The sequence below is a fragment of the Shewanella sp. TB7-MNA-CIBAN-0143 genome (assembly GCF_040310065.1).
Taxonomy (GTDB): Bacteria; Pseudomonadota; Gammaproteobacteria; order Enterobacterales; family Shewanellaceae; genus Shewanella.
Window position 1 is genome coordinate 63,959 of the sequence record NZ_JBEOPL010000019.1, and the last position, 18,925, is coordinate 82,883.

19 protein-coding genes are annotated in these 18,925 nt (G+C 41.8%); 3 read left to right on the top strand and 16 right to left on the bottom strand.

Annotated features, from left to right (window positions below; all coding sequences use genetic code 11):
• Positions 1–40 precede the first annotated feature (40 nt).
• The 7 genes from AAEY97_RS15700 to AAEY97_RS15730 form a co-directional block, all read right to left on the bottom strand.
• Entirely contained in the window at positions 41–1,444 is a 1,404-nt protein-coding gene (locus tag AAEY97_RS15700) for an ATP-binding protein (protein WP_350999907.1), read from the bottom strand.
• A gap of 86 nt (positions 1,445–1,530) precedes the next feature.
• Positions 1,531–2,190, bottom strand: a complete 660-nt coding sequence (locus tag AAEY97_RS15705; protein ID WP_101085497.1) for a response regulator — start codon at positions 2,188–2,190, stop codon at positions 1,531–1,533.
• 16 nt (positions 2,191–2,206) lie between these two features.
• A complete protein-coding gene (locus tag AAEY97_RS15710; RefSeq protein WP_350999912.1) occupies positions 2,207–3,103 on the bottom strand; it encodes an FAD:protein FMN transferase in 897 nt (298 codons plus the stop codon).
• 56 nt (positions 3,104–3,159) lie between these two features.
• Complete coding sequence (locus tag AAEY97_RS15715) at positions 3,160–4,458, bottom strand: DUF3570 domain-containing protein (protein WP_350999915.1); 1,299 nt, start codon at positions 4,456–4,458, stop codon at positions 3,160–3,162.
• The gene (locus tag AAEY97_RS15720; protein WP_162022608.1) at positions 4,449–4,688 is read right to left on the bottom strand and encodes a DUF4266 domain-containing protein; all 240 of its coding nucleotides are present in this window, start codon (positions 4,686–4,688) and stop codon (positions 4,449–4,451) included. The genes AAEY97_RS15715 and AAEY97_RS15720 overlap by 10 nt, the downstream gene beginning before the upstream one ends.
• A 4-nt stretch (positions 4,689–4,692) precedes the next feature.
• Positions 4,693–5,205 carry a TlpA family protein disulfide reductase gene (locus AAEY97_RS15725; protein WP_350999918.1) on the bottom strand — a complete coding sequence of 171 codons (513 nt, stop codon included), beginning with the start codon at positions 5,203–5,205 and terminating at the stop codon, positions 4,693–4,695.
• Between the two features lie 114 nt (positions 5,206–5,319).
• Entirely contained in the window at positions 5,320–5,886 is a 567-nt protein-coding gene (locus tag AAEY97_RS15730; protein ID WP_101085505.1) for a cytochrome b/b6 domain-containing protein, read from the bottom strand.
• Positions 5,887–6,022: 136 nt separating this feature from the next.
• On the opposite strand from AAEY97_RS15730, the gene AAEY97_RS15735 reads away from it, so the two are divergent.
• Positions 6,023–6,424, top strand: coding sequence for a hypothetical protein (locus AAEY97_RS15735; protein WP_350999921.1), 402 nt, complete (start codon positions 6,023–6,025; stop codon positions 6,422–6,424).
• Between the two features lie 16 nt (positions 6,425–6,440).
• On the opposite strand, the gene AAEY97_RS15740 is transcribed toward AAEY97_RS15735, so the two are convergent.
• From AAEY97_RS15740 to rlmN, 9 genes are all read right to left on the bottom strand, one after another.
• Positions 6,441–6,650 (bottom strand): DUF3565 domain-containing protein, encoded by a 210-nt coding sequence (locus AAEY97_RS15740; RefSeq protein WP_350999924.1) that lies wholly within the window; start codon positions 6,648–6,650, stop codon positions 6,441–6,443.
• A gap of 109 nt (positions 6,651–6,759) precedes the next feature.
• Positions 6,760–8,226, bottom strand: a complete 1,467-nt coding sequence (der, locus tag AAEY97_RS15745) for a ribosome biogenesis GTPase Der (RefSeq protein ID WP_101085510.1) — start codon at positions 8,224–8,226, stop codon at positions 6,760–6,762.
• 103 nt (positions 8,227–8,329) lie between these two features.
• A complete protein-coding gene (bamB, locus tag AAEY97_RS15750; protein ID WP_101085512.1) occupies positions 8,330–9,565 on the bottom strand; it encodes an outer membrane protein assembly factor BamB in 1,236 nt (411 codons plus the stop codon).
• A gap of 12 nt (positions 9,566–9,577) precedes the next feature.
• On the bottom strand, positions 9,578–10,198 hold the full coding sequence (locus AAEY97_RS15755) for a tetratricopeptide repeat protein (protein ID WP_101085514.1): 621 nt from the start codon (positions 10,196–10,198) through the stop codon (positions 9,578–9,580).
• Positions 10,199–10,224: 26 nt separating this feature from the next.
• Positions 10,225–11,499 carry a histidine--tRNA ligase gene (hisS, locus tag AAEY97_RS15760; RefSeq protein WP_350999927.1) on the bottom strand — a complete coding sequence of 425 codons (1,275 nt, stop codon included), beginning with the start codon at positions 11,497–11,499 and terminating at the stop codon, positions 10,225–10,227.
• Positions 11,500–11,594: 95 nt separating this feature from the next.
• Entirely contained in the window at positions 11,595–12,710 is a 1,116-nt protein-coding gene (gene ispG, locus AAEY97_RS15765) for a flavodoxin-dependent (E)-4-hydroxy-3-methylbut-2-enyl-diphosphate synthase (protein WP_101085518.1), read from the bottom strand.
• Positions 12,711–12,741: 31 nt separating this feature from the next.
• Complete coding sequence (locus tag AAEY97_RS15770; RefSeq protein ID WP_192114488.1) at positions 12,742–13,719, bottom strand: RodZ domain-containing protein; 978 nt, start codon at positions 13,717–13,719, stop codon at positions 12,742–12,744.
• Positions 13,719–14,504 (bottom strand): type IV pilus biogenesis/stability protein PilW, encoded by a 786-nt coding sequence (pilW, locus tag AAEY97_RS15775; protein ID WP_101085522.1) that lies wholly within the window; start codon positions 14,502–14,504, stop codon positions 13,719–13,721. The genes AAEY97_RS15770 and pilW overlap by 1 nt, the downstream gene beginning before the upstream one ends.
• A gap of 31 nt (positions 14,505–14,535) precedes the next feature.
• Positions 14,536–15,657, bottom strand: coding sequence for a dual-specificity RNA methyltransferase RlmN (rlmN, locus tag AAEY97_RS15780; protein WP_011636587.1), 1,122 nt, complete (start codon positions 15,655–15,657; stop codon positions 14,536–14,538).
• Between the two features lie 147 nt (positions 15,658–15,804).
• On the opposite strand from rlmN, the gene AAEY97_RS15785 reads away from it, so the two are divergent.
• Both AAEY97_RS15785 and AAEY97_RS15790 read left to right on the top strand, forming a co-directional pair.
• Entirely contained in the window at positions 15,805–16,854 is a 1,050-nt protein-coding gene (locus AAEY97_RS15785) for a CNNM domain-containing protein (RefSeq protein WP_162024297.1), read from the top strand.
• A gap of 221 nt (positions 16,855–17,075) precedes the next feature.
• On the top strand, positions 17,076–18,812 hold the full coding sequence (locus AAEY97_RS15790) for a bifunctional metallophosphatase/5'-nucleotidase (protein WP_101085525.1): 1,737 nt from the start codon (positions 17,076–17,078) through the stop codon (positions 18,810–18,812).
• The last annotated feature ends 113 nt before the right edge of the window (positions 18,813–18,925 follow it).

An 18,925-nucleotide genomic window follows, 5' to 3' on the forward strand; every position in this document is an offset into this window, starting at 1 on the left:
TTTTGTCTATATAAAATCAATAAAATTGCCAGTATTCACGCTAAACCTGAGCATGGGGTAATACAATACAGACATTTAAGCCATGAGGTTCTACTCGGTTAAAAGTCAATTCACCATGATGTAAACTGATAATATGCTGACAAATTGATAAGCCTAAACCCGCACCATGTGAAGCGTTTTCATCAACACGATAAAAGCGGTTTTTGGCTAAGCTGATTTCCTCATCTGACATGCCCCGGCCTTGATCAAGCACATAAATTTTTGTCTGTTGCTCGTCCTGAGTAACCTTAATGGTTATTAAGGATTCTTTAGGACTGTATTTACAGGCATTTTCGATAATATTTTTCAGTACTAATTCGATGTAAAACGGATCGGCATTAATGTTCATATCTTTAGGAACAACGATATACCACTCGTAATCGGCAATGACGTGTACTAGCTGATTTATCACATTCTCAATAATATCTTGTAGCTTACAATCGGTTTTATTTAACGCCTCTATCGCATCCACTCGTGATAACAACAACAGCTGCTCCACTGTATGGCTAATGCGGTTTACACCCTCGCCTATGGCTTCTATATATGGCAACGTTGCCTGCTGAATTGGTGGCATTTGGCCAGACAATACATCGCTTAAGCCATCGCTGTGTAACTTAATAATCGCTAATGGCGTTTTAAGTTCATGGGCGGCATCGGCACTAAAACGACGTTCACGGATCATCGTCTCGCTAATGCGCAGCAAGAAGCCGTTAAGGGCTTTTTGCGTTGACGCTAACTCCTTCGGTAAAGTGAAATTGATAGGGGTTAGGTCTTGGGCTGAGCGGTTATCTAAATGACGTTCTAATAACTTAACCGGTTTAAATAAGTAATAAGTTAACAACAACATGAAAAACATCATAATGGGAGTAATGATTAACGGCGAGCGCCAAGTGTTGCTGATAATTAATGACACGATCTCTCGTCGAACATCATCACGCTGTGCGGTTATAATCCATACCTGATGCGACGATGAGAAAAAGCTGTACACATGCCATAACTCATTCTCGATGCTACGAGTGTCATAGCCTTGGATGAAATTGGTTAGTTGTTGCTCGCCAGAACTATCAGAATACGCGAGTAACTGCCCCGAGCTGGACAGTAATTGAAATGATAATTTATGCTCATAAGACAAGGTGACAGGATTAGATTGATCAGCAAAGGTTTCTATTTTTGAATCCGCAACATGGAACAAACTTGGCTGCTGGAGCAATTGTGCCAGTTGAGCTTCTGTTAAATGTTCGACATAAAACTGTTCCAACATTTTGGCGGTTTGCACCATCTGCGCATCAAACAATTCTTCGACTTCATGCATAGCATCACGCGTACTGAGTATGCTCGAAAAAGTTACCGTAAGAACAATCCCCACCAGCATAATCAAACTTAATAATAATCGTAATGAAAACATAATATCCTTATTGTATTAAGTGTAATTAAGTCGCTGTTTGGCTGCCCAGCATTTACTTCATCTACCCTATCTAACTCATAATAAAGCTATACCGTTTCAGTTAAAATATAGCCTATACCGCGCACGGTTTTGATCAGCTCAGTGGCCGTTTTTTTACGTAGATGATGAATATGCACTTCAATCGAGTTGCTGCCCACTTCATCCCAGCCATAAGTTAGCTGTTCAAGTTGATTACGGGTTAATACGCGACCTGCTGATTGAGCAAATTCGAGTAACAATTGATATTCACGGCGTGAAAGCGACACTAACACATCGCGAAAATGCACTTCACAACGGGCAAAGTCGATGTTGAGAGCACCATAGCTAAATTGGTTATTATCTAGGCCATGTTGACGTCGAATAATCGCCTTAAGCCTAGCAATTAATTCCCTCACATCAAAAGGCTTACTTAAATAATCATCAGCACCAATATCTAAACACATTAAGCGGGTGTCAAAATCTGTATTTGCGGTCAACACAATAATAGGTAATGAGATACCATTTTTACGCCACTGTTTTAATAAGTCTGCACCATTGCCGTCGGGTAAACTTAAATCGAGAATAATGGCGCTAAAATCTTCATTTTCTAAGGCGATTTGGGCTTGATTATATGATGCTAAATGATCGACCTGAATACCTGATTTAGCTAAGCTCATTACGATGCCTTGTGCTAACAACTTATTATCTTCTACTAATAACACCCGCATTCAGTACCCTTATTCATTAACGAAACACCTTAAAATCGACACCTTGTTGCTGTAAAAAACCTTCAGCATCCGGTCCTTTTAGCATCGACATTGTGGCCAACATTCCTGCCATAACACAATTGGGCGCCAGCACAGTGACCGATAATGGCGCTTGCTCTACAGGGTAACCCTTTTTAGGATTAATAATATGCCCATAACGTTTACCGTCCACCTCTATATAGCGCCGAGTAGTACCACTAGTGGCTAACGCCCCCTGGCGAATGGTTAACAGTGCCGCAGCGTTATCAAGCTTATGAGGGTTTTCAATCCCCACCTGCCAGCCATCGCTTTTGGTGATAGGGCAAGCAATATCACCACCAAAGTTGACTAATACCGATTGCTTTGGCCAACGACTCGCTAATATTTGTGCGGTGCGATCCACCGCATATTCCTTACCGATACCGCCAAAGTCGACACTCATGTCTGCAGGCATGCAGACGGTCTTATCCGTCAATGCAATGCGATCAAAACCCACCTTAAGCAAAGCGGCATCAATATCCGTTTGTAACGGCACACGATGGTTACCATCAAAACGCCATAACGCCATTAATGGACAAGCACTGATATCAAATGCTGATTCACTTAATTGAAAACATTGTTGAGCAAATTGCAATAAATGCACTGTCTCGGCATCAATCGGGGTCGTTTCACCTTGGGCATGATTTAACTGCCACACCACGTTAGCTTCAATAAAACGGCTGAATTTATGTTCTATACGCTTTGCTTCGTCATAAGCAATAGTCAGCATTTGCCTCGCAATGTACTCGTCATCAACTGCCATTAATAATTCACATGGGCTAGCCATAGCATTAAATGAACCTAAAAAGCCCCAAGGACGAGGCTGTAAGCTCATCACTTTTGGGGCTTTTGACATTGTTGTTAGTGGTTCAAGCAAGTTAAACTACTCTGTTTATTGATGATACATTCATCTTAAAACGAATAACTCACTTGAGCTACTATCGCTTTCACCGCTGGGAATAAATCGTAGTTTTGTAGCTGACCAGGTATCTCAGTACCATTATTTTCAGGATTTTGCTGATAATACTCAATACGATAACTTAATTCATGGCCACCCGATAAACGCTGGCCAAATTTAAGTCCTATGGTGTAAGCCGTCATATCACCAATGCGATAATCGGCGCTGGCATACTCTGGTATTGCATCGCCACTCATCAAGAATGGTTGATAAAACTCAGCTGCTTGCTGCTGGTAATAACGTAAGTGTAATTGTCCGTACATACTTGGACTGAAATTATATCGGTAATGCGTTTCTAAAGTATGCGATTGAATATCCCAATCATCAGTACTATAGCGATATGAAAAATCGACTACGCCAGAATCCAGTGCACCTTTGGTGAGTAAAAACACGCTGTGCTTAAGGCGTGAGTCTGGACGATTTTCGTAACGGTAAGCTTGTGTTTGACCGTTAACATCGACTTCACTAAGGATCTTATACGGGTCGGTCATGTAGCCTGACACGCTTGATAAACCATAGTTAGCTTGCATCAACCAATTACGATTAATAATCTGAGTCACGCCAAACATGATATCACTGGTTTGTTTAGTATCATCACCCGCTAAACGCGTTTGATCAAAGGCTGCTTGATAATCGACATCACTGGCATAATCGCCACGAAACACCATTTCTGACATTGCCACAGGACGACCGCCAACAGGGTCAACCACATCATTGGTAAATGCCCCCGATAACGACAACGTAGTGTTATTTTTATTAAAACTACGTTCAAGACCCGCGTTAATGCCCATCGAAAGATAATCAAACTCTTTTGAACCGTACACACCTACGTTACCGGTCCAATCTTGATTAAGCACTTCTTGCCAGTTAGCACTAAGCTGAACCCGAGTATCATGAAAGGTATCATCCAGCGGTGTTTCGCCAGCACTGACAGTATATTGGCCATCACCTGACGGACGCGTGAAAGTTTGACTGTCACTTTGTGCAACGGCACCAGAAGCTGATGCACCGGTTAAACTGTCGACCACAATTTTAAGGTCCAATAACGAACTGTCACCAAAGGCTTTTTGTACATTACCAATCGCTTCTGCAGCTTGAACACGGTCTTGCTCGCCATAATACATAATGGCAGCATCGACCTTCCAATCATCATTGGCAGGAATCGGTTCTGCAGCACTGGCCTGTTGGCTTAATAAACTACAGCTTGCTAATGCCAACGCACTGGCAATACTTTGCTTAGATGTTAGTTGCATCCACAACCTCCGCCCGCTAATGAGCGACCACCACTAGTACCTTCTTTACTAAAATAAATATGGTCATCTAACGCGAGATCAAGTTTTTCGCTGTTCAACGCCATATCAGCACGGGCTAATTGATCTTTTTCCCAAGGTTGTACACCTAAGTTCGAACAGCCAACCAAACTACTGACAATGGCTAATGCCACCACAGCTTTGGCAAAGGGTTGATAAAATGCTTTTGTCATCAATTTACTCCTGTAACAACATTTGGATTTCTTGTTCATAGGCGGGAATGTTTTCGGTAAAAAAACCCATGTGAGTTTGCACTAATTCACCTTTACGATTGAACAAAAAGCTACTTGGCATACCTTGTAACTCAAAGGCTTGGGCAATATCACCTTCAGGGTCAAAACGAAGATTAAATTTTGCCGGCAGTTTGCTCAAAAACTCACGGGCTAATGTGGTATCAACATCAAGGTTAATTGCGACTACCTCTAAACCTTGTTGTTGATATTTAGCCTGGATGGCATTCATCCACGGAAATGATTTACGGCATGGAGCACACCAAGACGCCCAAAAATCGACATAAACCACTTTGCCAGCAAATTGTTGCAGACTGACACTTGCACCTTGTTGATCTAACACATCATGTTCTAATGACGGAGCAGCTTGAGCTTGGGCATTAACACCTAACCCTATCGCTAAACTTAACGCTATAAACTTAATGTTACGAAAATGACCAAATAACCCAATTGACATCATATTTTCACCTAATAAACATATTGCAAACAACATAGTCCACCAATCTTAAGATTCACTTAAGCATTGTAAAGATATCGTAAAGACAATTTATGCCATTAAAAAAAGAAAATAACATTAGCCTCCAATCATTTTCGACACGATGCCTTTATCGTTACCAGACTCGGCCACTAAAATCCCTGCTAAATGTAAACTTATAAAAGGGATGAAATACCACAGTGCCAACTTATGAATTGTTTCAGCCTGTTCTTCTATTGCCTCTGGACCAAACTTGAGTAACAAACCTGTTATTACAGAGAACGCTATGCCAGCATAAAATACCCAATACACCCATGCCTGAAACTTTTGCTTTGTCGTAGCTTGGCGCGAAAAAGGCGACGGATAATGCAGACCAAATTTAGCCATATAAACAAACCGAGCAAAAACAAATACGCCCACGGCATAGCCAAAATAAATATGCCACTGGAACATAACGCCACGAATACTTTTAGCAATGCTCACCGCTTGTTTATCGGTAATAATGACATCTAATTTCGCTAAGCCTTGATGAATTATGGCGGCCATATGGTTTTTTTCCATCCACCCAAGCCTTAGTAATACGGTTAATAACATCACCATCATGGTCAAGGCCAACCCCCAATGAATAAGACGATGGAATAATGGATAAGTTGTCTGTGTTTGCATATAAACCTCGGTAGGATTGCGATGATGGGGCCATTATCACGCCGGAATCTTAACAATCACTTATGGATAACAATAATCGAAAAAGAATCTAAAACATGACACTATGGCGATAAAATAACTTTGAACGAACTCACACATGACTCATTTTCTGCACAATACCCGACAAATGGCGTTATTCCTTGCAGGTTTAGGAACTTCATTGGGCGGACTTTATACTTTATTCCCGCAGTGGGCTGTCGAAAACCTTAACCAGTTAACCTATCACTCCAGTGACACAATATTTATTCAGCATTGGGGATTTATGGTATTAATGGTTGGATGCAGTTTTTTTATTGCGATGGTCCGTTCAACTTGGATAAAACCACTGTTTTGCATTGCGCTAATTGAAAAGCTATTTTTTATTAGCCTAGTATTGAGCAATGCCAATCAATCTTTTGTCGATGGCTTTTGGCTATCAATGATAATGGACAGTATTATATGTGCTTACATCGCCGCTTATTTATGGTTTTGTCGAACCACTTCGGATTTAACGTCTTGAGCTAAGCAAACTTAATTTAGCCAAGACTATCGGGCGGTGCCGCGACATCGCATTTTTTACAAATAAGGATCATTCCTAATTGCTGTTGCCGACCTTCTACTGTTATTACCCAAGGGCGAACAGTCCAAGGTGGATTATGCCGAACATGTTGAAAATGGCCGCAACCTAATTCTGCCACCCAATGATGTTCTTCATCCAAATGATAACCGGTAATTTTTTGCTGCATCCTAGTTCACCTAATCTTTAATACCAATTCTAATAGACGGTAAACACCTACAAAAAAGCCTGAACAAGTCAGGCTTTTTGAGTAATAAGTAACTTAAATAACAACGAGGTTACTTAGTACGATCGCGAATGTGGCTCATTGCTCGCTTACGACGACGCTCTTGACCCACGGTCAACTTCTCAGTTCTACCTTCAAACGGGTTAGAACCTTCATGGAAACGTAACTGAATTGGCGTACCGACTACTTTTAATGAACGACGGAAATAGTTCATCATATAGCGCTTATACGAATCAGGTAGTTTCTTAACTTGGTTACCATGAATAACCACGATTGGTGGATTATAACCGCCAGCATGAGCATATTTAAGCTTCACACGACGACCATTCACCAATGGTGGTTGGTGATCATCTTGCGACATTTGCATAACGCGCGTTAGCATTGATGTACTTACGCGACGTGTCGCACTGTCGTAGGCTTCTTCAATTGACTCATATAAATGACCAACGCCAGTGCCATGTAATGCCGAAATAAAGTGAATACGAGCAAAATCGATAAAGCCTAAACGGCGATCAAGTTCGCTTTTAACACGGTCTTTGACTTTTTGATCAATACCGTCCCACTTGTTTATCGCAATCACCAATGCACGGCCTGCGTTTAAGGTAAAACCTAATAAACCAAGATCTTGCTCTGCAATACCTTCGCGCGCATCGATAACTAATAATACTACGTTAGCATCTTCAACCGCTTTCAAGGTTTTAATTACCGAGAATTTCTCGATAACTTCATTTACTTTACTGCGACGTCGAACACCAGCAGTATCAATTAACACGTACTCTCTACCTTCGCGTGACATTGGAATGTAAATACTGTCACGAGTGGTACCTGGCTCGTCATAAACGACGACACGTTCTTCGCCGAGGATGCGGTTAATCAGTGTTGATTTACCCACGTTAGGCTTACCAATAATGGCGAGCTTAATCGGTAAGTTTTGTAGGCGTTCTTGTTCTGCTTCCGCTTCTTCTTCAGTATATTCACGTTCAACTTGCTCGCCTTCTTCGTCGAGTTCGCGAACAATACCCATAGCTTCGGCATAAGGCGTTAGTGCGTAGTCAATCATGTTGGTTACACCACGACCTTGCGCGGCAGCCATTTGATAGACTTCACCTAAACCTAGAGACCAAAATTCACCACAAGCTGAATCGGCATCAATACCATCAACTTTGTTGGCAACCACAAAAGTGACTTTATCACGGCTACGTAAATGCTGAGCAATCGCTAAATCGGCAGCGGTCATACCAGCACGAGCATCGGTCATAAATAATACGACGTCAGCTTCTTCAATCGCGGCCAATGACTGTTCAGCCATTTTGGTTTCGATCCCTTCTTCGCTGCCATCAATACCGCCAGTATCAACAACGATAAACTCGTAGCCAGCTAAAAATGCACGGCCGTACTTACGGTCACGTGTTAAACCTGGGAAATCAGCGACTAACGCATCACGAGTACGAGTAAGACGGTTAAATAATGTCGATTTGCCGACATTCGGTCGCCCTACAAGGGCCACAACAGGGATCATGATTTTGCCTCTAAAAAACTTTTCAATAAAAAGCCCCCGGAACGCTTCCAGGGGCTCTAGTAAGGACATTATACCTTAATTAACGCAAAAGTAGTGCTATGACTTATTCCGCATCAGTTTCAGTATCTTCCTCAACATTCATTTGCTCTTCTTTGTTCAACGTAACAATCGCGACTTTGCCGCTACGGCCTTGAACATAGATTTTGTCACCCACCACTAAAGGTTGGGCATATAATCCATCACTATCAACTTGAACTCGGCCAACTATATCGCCGCTATTACGGTCAATAAAATGCAAGTAACCTTCAAAGTCACCGACAACAATATAATTATCAATTACTGCAGGGGCTGTTAACTCACGGTTTTTAAGGACTGAAGTGCTCCATAACTCTAAACCATTACGGCGATCGACAGAGTAAATACGGCTATGATCATCGACCAAATACAGGCTAATACCTGCAGCGGCTAAATCATTAAAGCTTGAATATTTACGCGACCAAACTACGCGACCGCTACGAAGCTCCATAGAGACTAAGTTACCATTGTAACTAGCAACATACAGATTTTCGCCCAGTATTAATGGCGTCATATCAATATCAGCCATCCGGGTAAACTCATTTGCACCGGTTGGACTAAAAACGGCTTGTTCCCAAGCAGCTTGGCCATTACTTTTAACGACAACTGCGACTTTACCGTCAGCTGTTCCCAAAAAGAACCCGCCCGCTTCATACGCAGCAGAACCTGTACCTCTTAAGGTAAGATTTGGCAGTTGCATTTCATAGGTCCATAACTTTTTACCATTATCGATATCAAATGCTTCAAATGCGCCTTTACTGGTATTTACCGCGACAACATCTTCTGCCACTGTTGGTGCCGATAATAACTCGCCATTTGCTTGCGCAGACCACACAACGTCACCCGTTGCTTCGTCAAGCGCAACCAATAAACCGGTTTCGCCGCCAACAAACACTTTATTACGTGCAGCGGTAACACCTGCAGCTAAAAGAATACCCTTGGTTTTGGTTTCAAGCTTATCTTCAAAGACATCATTGAAGTCTTTTTTCCAAAGCTCATCACCGGTTGTTTCATCAAAGGCAACCACAATACCGCTACGATCGGCGACAAACACCTTGCCGTAACGAACGGTAGGACGAAGTTGAGAGTAATAATCCCCTACACCGTCGCCGACACTGGTATCCCAAGTAATCTCAGGAAACACGGTTGCTTGTATATCAACTAATTCACTCACTGGCTCTTCTTCAACATCACTTGAAGAACAAGCAGACATAAGAGCAACACTTAACCCAACGGCAAGTAGATTTTTACACCACGACTTCATCGGCTAAATTCCTTATGCCTTGTTTAGATTGTCTAATTTCATGGTCAGCGCTGGACTGGCTAACGCGCCACCATTATCCACTGCTGCTTGATAAGCTGATTTGGCTTTATCCAAATCACCTTGACGCACTAAAAAGTCGCCTTTCAATTCTTCACGTTGTGAAGCAAATGCTTTATCAGTCACTTGATCTAACGTCGCTAACGCCATGCCTATATTGTTTTGTTCTGCTTGAATACGTGCTAAACGGATCATCGCTACCATACCCAAACCAGAACCTGGTTGGGCAGCAATTATCTTAGTAAATGAGGCTTCAGCTTTAGCTAAATCACCCGCTTCAACCGCTGACTTTGCTACCATCAATTCAAGCAATGCTTGATAACCTTGCTGATCATGTTCTGATGCAAAGCTTTCTGCCTGAACCAATAACGCAGCAGGGTTAGCCGACTGTGTCACGATAGACTGAAACGACTCTGAAGCTTCTTCAGCCGCCGTCACTTTCATGTCTGAATATTCGTTCCAACCATATAGACCGCCAAGGCCTACTACGGCACCCACAATAATTGAGGTACCATAATCTTTCCAGAACTGCTTGATAGCATCTACTTGTTGTTCTTCTGTGCTATAAATTTCCACTTGCACTTCCCCTTTAAAATCTGTTCTTAAATCAGTTCTGCAATTTTAGCTACGAGTTCACTACGCGTAACCAATTGTTGTTCATCGTTTGTTCTTAGCGGTTTAATAGCGACTTGGCTATTAGCCATTTCGTTTTCACCAATAATTAACGCAAACTGAGCACCACTTTTATCGGCACGTTTCATTTGCTTTTTAAAGTTGCCACCACCGCAATGGCTCATGACTTTAAGTGTTGGTAACTGTTGACGCAACTCTTGAGCCACTTTAATGGCTTCAACGACGCAATTTTCACCCATTGCAGTGACATAAACGTCAACTTCTGGGGCAATATCACTGGTTAACTCAAGTGTTTCAAGCAATAGTACAATACGCTCAAGGCCCATTGCAAAACCAACAGCTGGGGTATCTTTACCACCAAGTTGGCCGACTAAGCCGTCATAGCGCCCACCCGCCAATACTGTACCTTGAGAGCCCAGGCTAGTGGTAACCCATTCAAATACAGTGCGGTTATAATAATCTAAACCACGGACTAAACGCGGATTAATGGTGTATTGGATACCAACAGCGTCTAAGAGTTCACATAAAGTTGAAAAATGTGTCTTGGTCTCTTCACCAAGATAATCCATCAATGCGGGAGCATCAGCTAAAAGAGTCTGCACTTGCTGATCTTTACTGTCTAGCACTCGCAATGGATTGGAATACATGCGACGTTGACTATCTTCATCTAACTTGTCTTTGTGCTGCTCTAAAAATGCAATTAAGGCATCACGGTAAGCGGCACGTTCAGCCGGATCGCCTAAAGTATTAAGCTCAAGTGCCACGTGTTCTTTAATGCCTAACAAGTCCCATAAACGGGCAGATAACATTAATACTTCAGCATCAATATCGGCGCTACCAATGCCGTAAACTTCAACGCCAAACTGGTGGAATTGACGGTAACGACCTTTTTGCGGGCGCTCATGACGAAACATGGGTCCCATATACCATAAACGTTGTTCTTGATTGTAAAGCAGACCATGTTCGTTACCCGCACGCACTGTTGAGGCTGTGCCTTCAGGGCGTAAGGTTAAGCTGTCACTGTTACGATCTTCAAAGGTGTACATTTCCTTTTCAACAATATCGGTCACTTCACCAATAGAGCGTTTAAAAAGATCGGTACTTTCTACAATAGGAGTACGAATTTCACTGTAACCAAATGCACTAACTGATGAGCGCAATACAGCTTCGACTTTTTGCCATAAAGGACTTTGAGTAGGCAGAATATCATTCATTCCACGAATAGCTTGGATTTGCTTTGCCACTGTTAACGTGTCCACTTCTTGATTAGCTTGCGCTAATAAAATGTAAATATACCCTCAACATCGACAACTCTTGGTTGCCATGCACAGGATTAAGATTATTCAGTTTTATCGATTATCGCGATGCGATTAGCCATCATGCTGGCTTTAGCGCGGATTTTTGCTTCTAAACCATCGACAATATTTTTATTGTCAAAGCGCTCTTTTTGACGCACTCCGTCATCATAATAACCGCTCTTAGCATGGCCGCCAGTTAAGCCGATATCAGCCACTAACGCTTCACCTGGACCGTTGACTACGCAACCAATAATAGACACATCCATTGCAGTGGTAATGTCCTCAAGACGACGTTCGAGTTCATTGACGGTACTAATCACATCAAACTCTTGGCGCGAACAAGAAGGACAAGCAATAAAGTTAATGCCACGGCTACGAATACGTAATGACTTTAAAATATCAAAACCAACTTTAATTTCTTCAACCGGATCGGCCGCTAACGAAATACGTAAAGTATCACCAATGCCTTCAGCTAATAACATGCCTAAACCGACAGCTGATTTAACTGAACCCGCACGCATCCCACCGGCTTCGGTAATACCTAAATGTAACGGTTGACGAATTTGTTTAGCCAGCAGACGGTATGATGCGACAGCCAGGAATACATCTGACGCTTTAACGCTGACTTTAAATTGATCGAAATTCAAACGGTCCAAAATATCCACATGACGCATCGCTGACTCAAATAATGCTTCAGGTGTTGGTTCACGATATTTGTCCATTAAGTCTTTTTCAAGCGAGCCACCATTCACTCCGATACGGATGGGAATGTTTTTATCGCGGGCGCACTCAACTACACTGCGAATGCGTTCTTCATTACCAATATTACCTGGGTTAATACGCAGGCAATCTGCACCGTATTCGGCCACTTTAAGCGCGATACGATAATCGAAATGAATATCGGCCACTAATGGCACATTGACAGACTGTTTGATAATTTTAAAGGCTTCAGCATCATCCATTGTCGGTACTGAAATACGTACAATATCAGCGCCCACTTTTTCTAATGCTAGAATTTGCGCCACGGTGGCCGCAACATCGGTAGTTTTAGTATTCGTCATCGATTGAACAGCAATCGGTGCACCATCACCAATAGGGACATTGCCCACATAGATACGTGTTGATGGTCTGCGAATAATTGGGGATTCGTTATACATGCAAATATGCTCTACTGCTGTTGCTAAAACATTATGACGCTTTAGGCAGGGTTAATCTTGCAACTCGACCGTTGGCAAACTCAGCTAAACTGACATTATTGCCATCGAGGCTGATGCTGGCTACTTGAGGAGCACCCAGAATCACTTTAAAAGGTTTTATTCCACGAACTTCAATTCGTTGTGCCGAATTCTTCACGCCATCAACCATCACTTTGCCATTAGCATCAGTCACGTTAACCCAACAGTCACCGGTAAGCTCAATGGTTAATACACTTTCGCCACTGGTTAAACTGGTGTCTGTTGTTGATGAAGATTCAGTACTAGCAGTTGTAACACTGCTGCTAGCCGCTAATTGTTGTGCAGTACTGGCTGCATCTTGTGCCGTTTGAATCAGCTTATCTTCGGCTTCTATTGCTGCCTTGTTAGCCGAATCTGTTGCACTATCATTGCCTTCGTTACCTAAATCATTAGCAGTAGATTGCACTGAGCCACTTCGAATGATCTGTTGCGGTTCAGGCATGTTACTTTCAGCAGCAATCTCTTCAACGGTAGGCTGCGATAAATCAACATTGGTTAGTAACGATGATTTCTGTACCCACCACAACACTAACATGGCAATCAATACGGCAACGATAAGATAAGTCACTAAATTAAGACGACTATTACGAGCTTGATGAGTCGTTTTACGTGAAAAACTTTGCATCGCAGGCGCAACAATTTCAGGCAACTGATGGCTTAAGCATTGTTGAATTTGGTTAATGTCAGCACTCACAACACGGGCATAATTTTTAATATAACCTCTAACATATGTGGTGGAGGCAATATTAACAAAAATGTCATTTTCAAGATCATTGATAATCTTGGGACGTAAATGCAATTGGGTTGCTACGGTCTCAATTGAGAGTCCCTTTGCTTCGCGAGCCGCTTTTAAAATGGCGCCAGCAGTAACAACATCCTTTAACAATGACGTTTCTTCTACGTCTTGTTCTACTTCGAATTCTTTAGTCATTAATTCAAGTTAGCTCTATAATTTTTGGCTTGTGGAGATGCAGGAAACTTAGCAATAAGTAAAATGCCAAATCGTTTTACGGCTTCTATATCATTCGCCGCCCGCTCAATCTTAATCCCTAAGGCTAAACTTTCTGCTGATTCGCTAGCAACTCGATGGTATCTTGCGAGTTGTTCGCGCGCATTGCCGTAGTCAGCATCTTCCATGGCTAACTCGGTTAATTCTAATAACGTTACTTTACGTCTTTGATCATACTTTAACGCCATATTAAAATACTGTCGCGCTTTTTCTTTATCACCGGCTTTACGGCTGCATACGCCTAAGTTTTCATAACTCGATGCGGTACGGGTATATTTAGGTGTTTCAATCGCCGCAAGAAACATTTTCTCAGACTCAACAAAATTATTTTGCTGACACAAAAACACCCCAAAGTTATTCCGTGCATCACCAGTAACATCACTCAAGCTAATGGCTTTTTTATATGACTCTTCTGTTCGCTCTATATCACCAACTGTTTGATAATAATAAGCCATTGCCATATGAACTTCACTGATATTCGGTGCATATTCAACAGCTTTATTTAAATTGTACTTGGCTTGTTCACTATTTCCACGATTTAGATAAGTTAACCCAAGTTGCATTCGTTCTCTAGCGGCCCCCTGCTTATCAAACCGACGCTCTGCTACAGGGGTATCAGTACCACTGTAAGTACGCTCAGTAACACAAGCAGTGACGGACAAAGCCACTAAAGTAATCAGAACAACCTTTTGCATTCCGTGCTTCATTTATAAGCCTATTATCTATGCAAACAACGAGTTATTCCATTGTGACTGAAATCTGATTCTGTTGCATTTGTTTTTTTGCTAAACGCTTTGTTCTATCACGAATATCGCCAGCTAGTTGGCCACAAGCAGCATCAATATCATCACCACGAGTTTTACGAACAATCACAGTTAGGCCGTGTTCCATCAACACTTTAGAAAAACGATCTATGCGTGAGTTAGAAGAACGACCGTAAGGAGAACCAGGGTAAGGGTTAAACGGAATTAAGTTAATCTTACATGGAGTATCTTTCATTAGAATTGCAAGTTCATGCGCTTGATCTGTGCTGTCATTAATATGATCAAGCATGACATATTCAACCGTCACGCGGCCGCGATTTGCATTAGACTTTTCTAAATAACGACGAATACCCGCTAAAAATTCTTGTAATGGATATTTTTTATTAACTGGAACCAACACATCGCGCAGTTCATCATTTGGTGCGTGAATACTTACCGCTAATGCGACATCAATGGCGTCACCTAATTTATCAAGTGCAGGTACTACACCAGAGGTTGATAACGTCACTCGACGTTTAGATAAACTAAAGCCAAAATCATCCAGCATAATATCCATCGCAGGGATCACGTTAGCAAGGTTCAGCAAAGGCTCACCCATCCCCATCATCACTACGTTAGAAATTGGTCGATCGCCAGTGTCTTTATGGAAACCTAAAAATTGCGATACACGCCAAACTTGGCCAATAATTTCAGATACCGTTAAATTACGGTTAAAACCTTGTTGGCCCGTTGAGCAGAAGGTACATTCTAAAGCGCAGCCGACTTGTGACGATACACACAAGGTCGCGCGGTCTTCTTCAGGAATATATACGGTTTCAACTTCTTGGCCTTGGCCAACATTGATAGCAAATTTAATAGTGCCATCATTCGACTTTTGAAAACTCGCAATTTCAGGCGCAACAATTTCACACTTCGCTGCAAGTTTGGTACGCAACACTTTGTTTATGTTGTTCATTTCTTCAAAGTCAGTAACACCAAAGTGATAAACCCACTTCATTAACTGATCGGCACGAAACGGTTTTTCGCCCATCTCACTGAACAACGCCCGTAGTCCTTTACGATCAAGATCTAATAAATTGATTTTCTTTACACTCATTCGCCTAACCTCAAAACACCAAAACCTGTAACAGGGCGGCGAATTATACAGTTAGCATCACGTTTTAGCCAGTATATCTGCATCTAGTGATATGTTAGTATTACTGCAGGCTATATGGCCTTCTACGAGGAAGTTTTTACTCACACTATGTTAACCCTTTTATTGATTGTTTCTTTTGCTATTTTGATTTCCTTTTTGTGTAGTATTTTTGAAGCAGTTCTCTTATCTGTCACTCCAAGTTATATCGCAACCCTAAAAGAAACTAACCCCTTTATTGCTGCGCAGCTCGATAAGCAAAAGCAAAATATTGACTCTCCTTTAGTGTCTATCCTAACGCTAAATACCATCTCACATACCATGGGTGCTTCTATTGCTGGCGCACAGGCGGCTATTGTGTTTGGTAGTCAAATGCTTGGGGTATTCTCTGCTGTTCTAACTTTTTTAATTTTGTTCCTCTCAGAAATCATCCCTAAAACACTAGGGGCTAATCATTGGCGTAAATTGGCGCCATCGGTATCGGTATGCCTATTCTGGATGGAAAAAATGACCATGCCTTTAATTTGGATGTCTCAAAAAGTCACCAATCTGTTAGGCAAAGGTAATAACGGTCAATACATTCGTCAAGAGCTCGGCGCGATGAGTAAAATGGGTAAAGACAGTGGTGAGTTAAGTGAACAAGAATCACAAATTTTAACCCAAATGTTATCGATGAAAGACATGCACGTCAGCGACATCATGACCCCCAGAACGGTAATATTTAAATTATCGACTCACATCACTCATGCGCAATTTATCGACCAATATTTGTCGAGCCCGTTTACTCGTTTTCCGATTTACCAAGGTGACCGAGATAATGTGATTGGTTATGTCAATCGTAATGACATTATCCTTCAGTCTCGACAAGCACCAGATACCGAAATTGGTACTCATTTAAAAACGTTACTTGTAGTCCCCTCTTCCGTAAGAGTATTGCCACTGTTTCAATTAATGATAAAACGTAATGCTAAAATGGCATTAGTGGTTGATGAATATGGCTCAAGTGAAGGGATAGTGACAATTGAAGATATCATCGAAACCTTAATTGGTTTAGAAATCGTTGATTCAAAGGATTTAGCTCCCAACATGCAAGCTCTGGCGCGTAAGCTGTGGCAACGACGAATCAAGAATAAAGGTTTAGTTATATACGATGATAATTAACTTGGTTAATTAAGCCACTTGCGCACGGATACATAATCAAAAAATCAATTATTAACATTCTGTTGGTCGCATTTTTTAATACAAACTGTATTGGCTATATCCAGCCAGCTAGTACCATCATTGCCGTTGTTTGAGCTGCAATATAAAGATCACAACAACGCGCAGTGATGACATGTTTAGCTAAATTAGTATAAGATGGTGACATTATATTGAGGAAAAAAATGTCACATATTTATCGTTTATCTATAGCTCATATTAATGACACTCATTCTAACTTCGAACCTAGTCCAGTCCAGTTTAGCCTGACAGCCCAGCAACGCACTTATACACTTGAAGGCCATTCAGGTGGCTATGCGCGTTTAGGTTACCAAATTGAACAAACAAGGCAGCAAGCCGCAGCCGAGCAAACTCCATTTCTATTTTTACATGGCGGCGATAGCTTTCAGGGCACTTTATATTTTAGAGAGTTTCAAGGTGCCGCCAATGCACACCTTCTTAACTTACTCAAACCTGATGCCATGGTGTTGGGTAATCACGAAATCGATGCAGGTAATAGCCCTGTGCAGGCCTTTTTAAACCGTATCGACTTTCCGGTATTAGCCGGAAATATGGATTTAAGCGCAGAAGATAGGCAGAAAACAGGTCGATTATACGGCCACCCGATGTTGTACGACTTTGATGACAGTACCGGGACAGCAAAAGTATTGATAAAGCCATTTCACGATATTCAAATGGCTATTATTGGTATTACCTTAGATCAAATGCATTTAATTGCTAGGCCGGATCCCGATACCCACTTTGTTAATGCTATCGACACTACCCGTAAAACAGTTCAAAAACTGAAACAGCAAGGCATTAATCATATTATTGTACTAAGCCACCTAGGTTTAGACCAAGACCAAGAACTTGCTGCCTGTGTCGACGGCATAAGTCTAATTGTCGGCGGACATTCTCATACTCTCCAAGGTAATATGAGCAACATTGGCTTAAGCGATATTCCTTACGCAGAAACCATAAACTCAACGCCTATTTTGCATGCCGGAAAATATGCAGAAACGCTGGGTATTGCTCAAATCAATTTTGATTCAAATGGCAAAGTAACCGAACTTATCGGTAATAACTATTTTATGCTTGATGACAATATTCATGTCAGCACTAAAGACGGACAGCCTGCCGATAGTGCTATTGCCGCAGATTTAATCGAGCAGTTGTTCAATCACCCAAGCATAAAAGACGCTAAGCATGATGATGCTATTCATCAGGTGATTCACAGCCAATACCGCCCATCATTAGATGCGCTAGAAAACCAAATACTGGCTCATATACCTCGAAACTTTGTCCACACTAGGTTGCCCAGCAAACAGCTGCCTCATGGCAGTGAAATAGCCCCTTGGGTGAGTCGTAGCATGTATAAAGCGGCTAAATACATTGAGCCAAATATCGATTTTGCACTCCATAATGCGGGAGGTGTAAGGCAATCACTCAATAAAGGGCAATTATCACTTGCCGATGTTATTGGCCGCATTTTGCCATTCGAATTACCCCTAACCTTGTATCAAATTATGGGTAAACATATTATTGAAGCTTTAGAATCGTCCATCAATAGCGCTACCAATAATGGTATTGTCGGCACAGGTGCGGGCAGTTTCCCCTACCCCTATGGATTACGCTACTTCTATGATGGTAAGCGAGTTAAAGGCCAGCGGATCACTCAAATTGATATCTACAAGCAGGATCAATGGCAAACTCTTGAATCTAATAAGTTGTATATTGGCGTATCAAGTTCTTATACCGCAGCGGGTAAGGAAGGTTATGATGCGTTATTGCATGCCCACTGGCAGCAACCGATGAGCAATCAAACGCTGCCAGAAGCCTTTATCGATTTTGTTAGTCAACATGGCCATCTCATTACGGGACAACTGTTTACAAATGTACATTACATTAGCCATCGCGATTAAACGGCAATTTCATATATTTAGAAGACAATACTTAAAAGAAACCACCTAACAGCAGATAGAAGACAATAATTCGCGGTAGATCACAGACCATAATGAGCAGAGATGGTTAAATA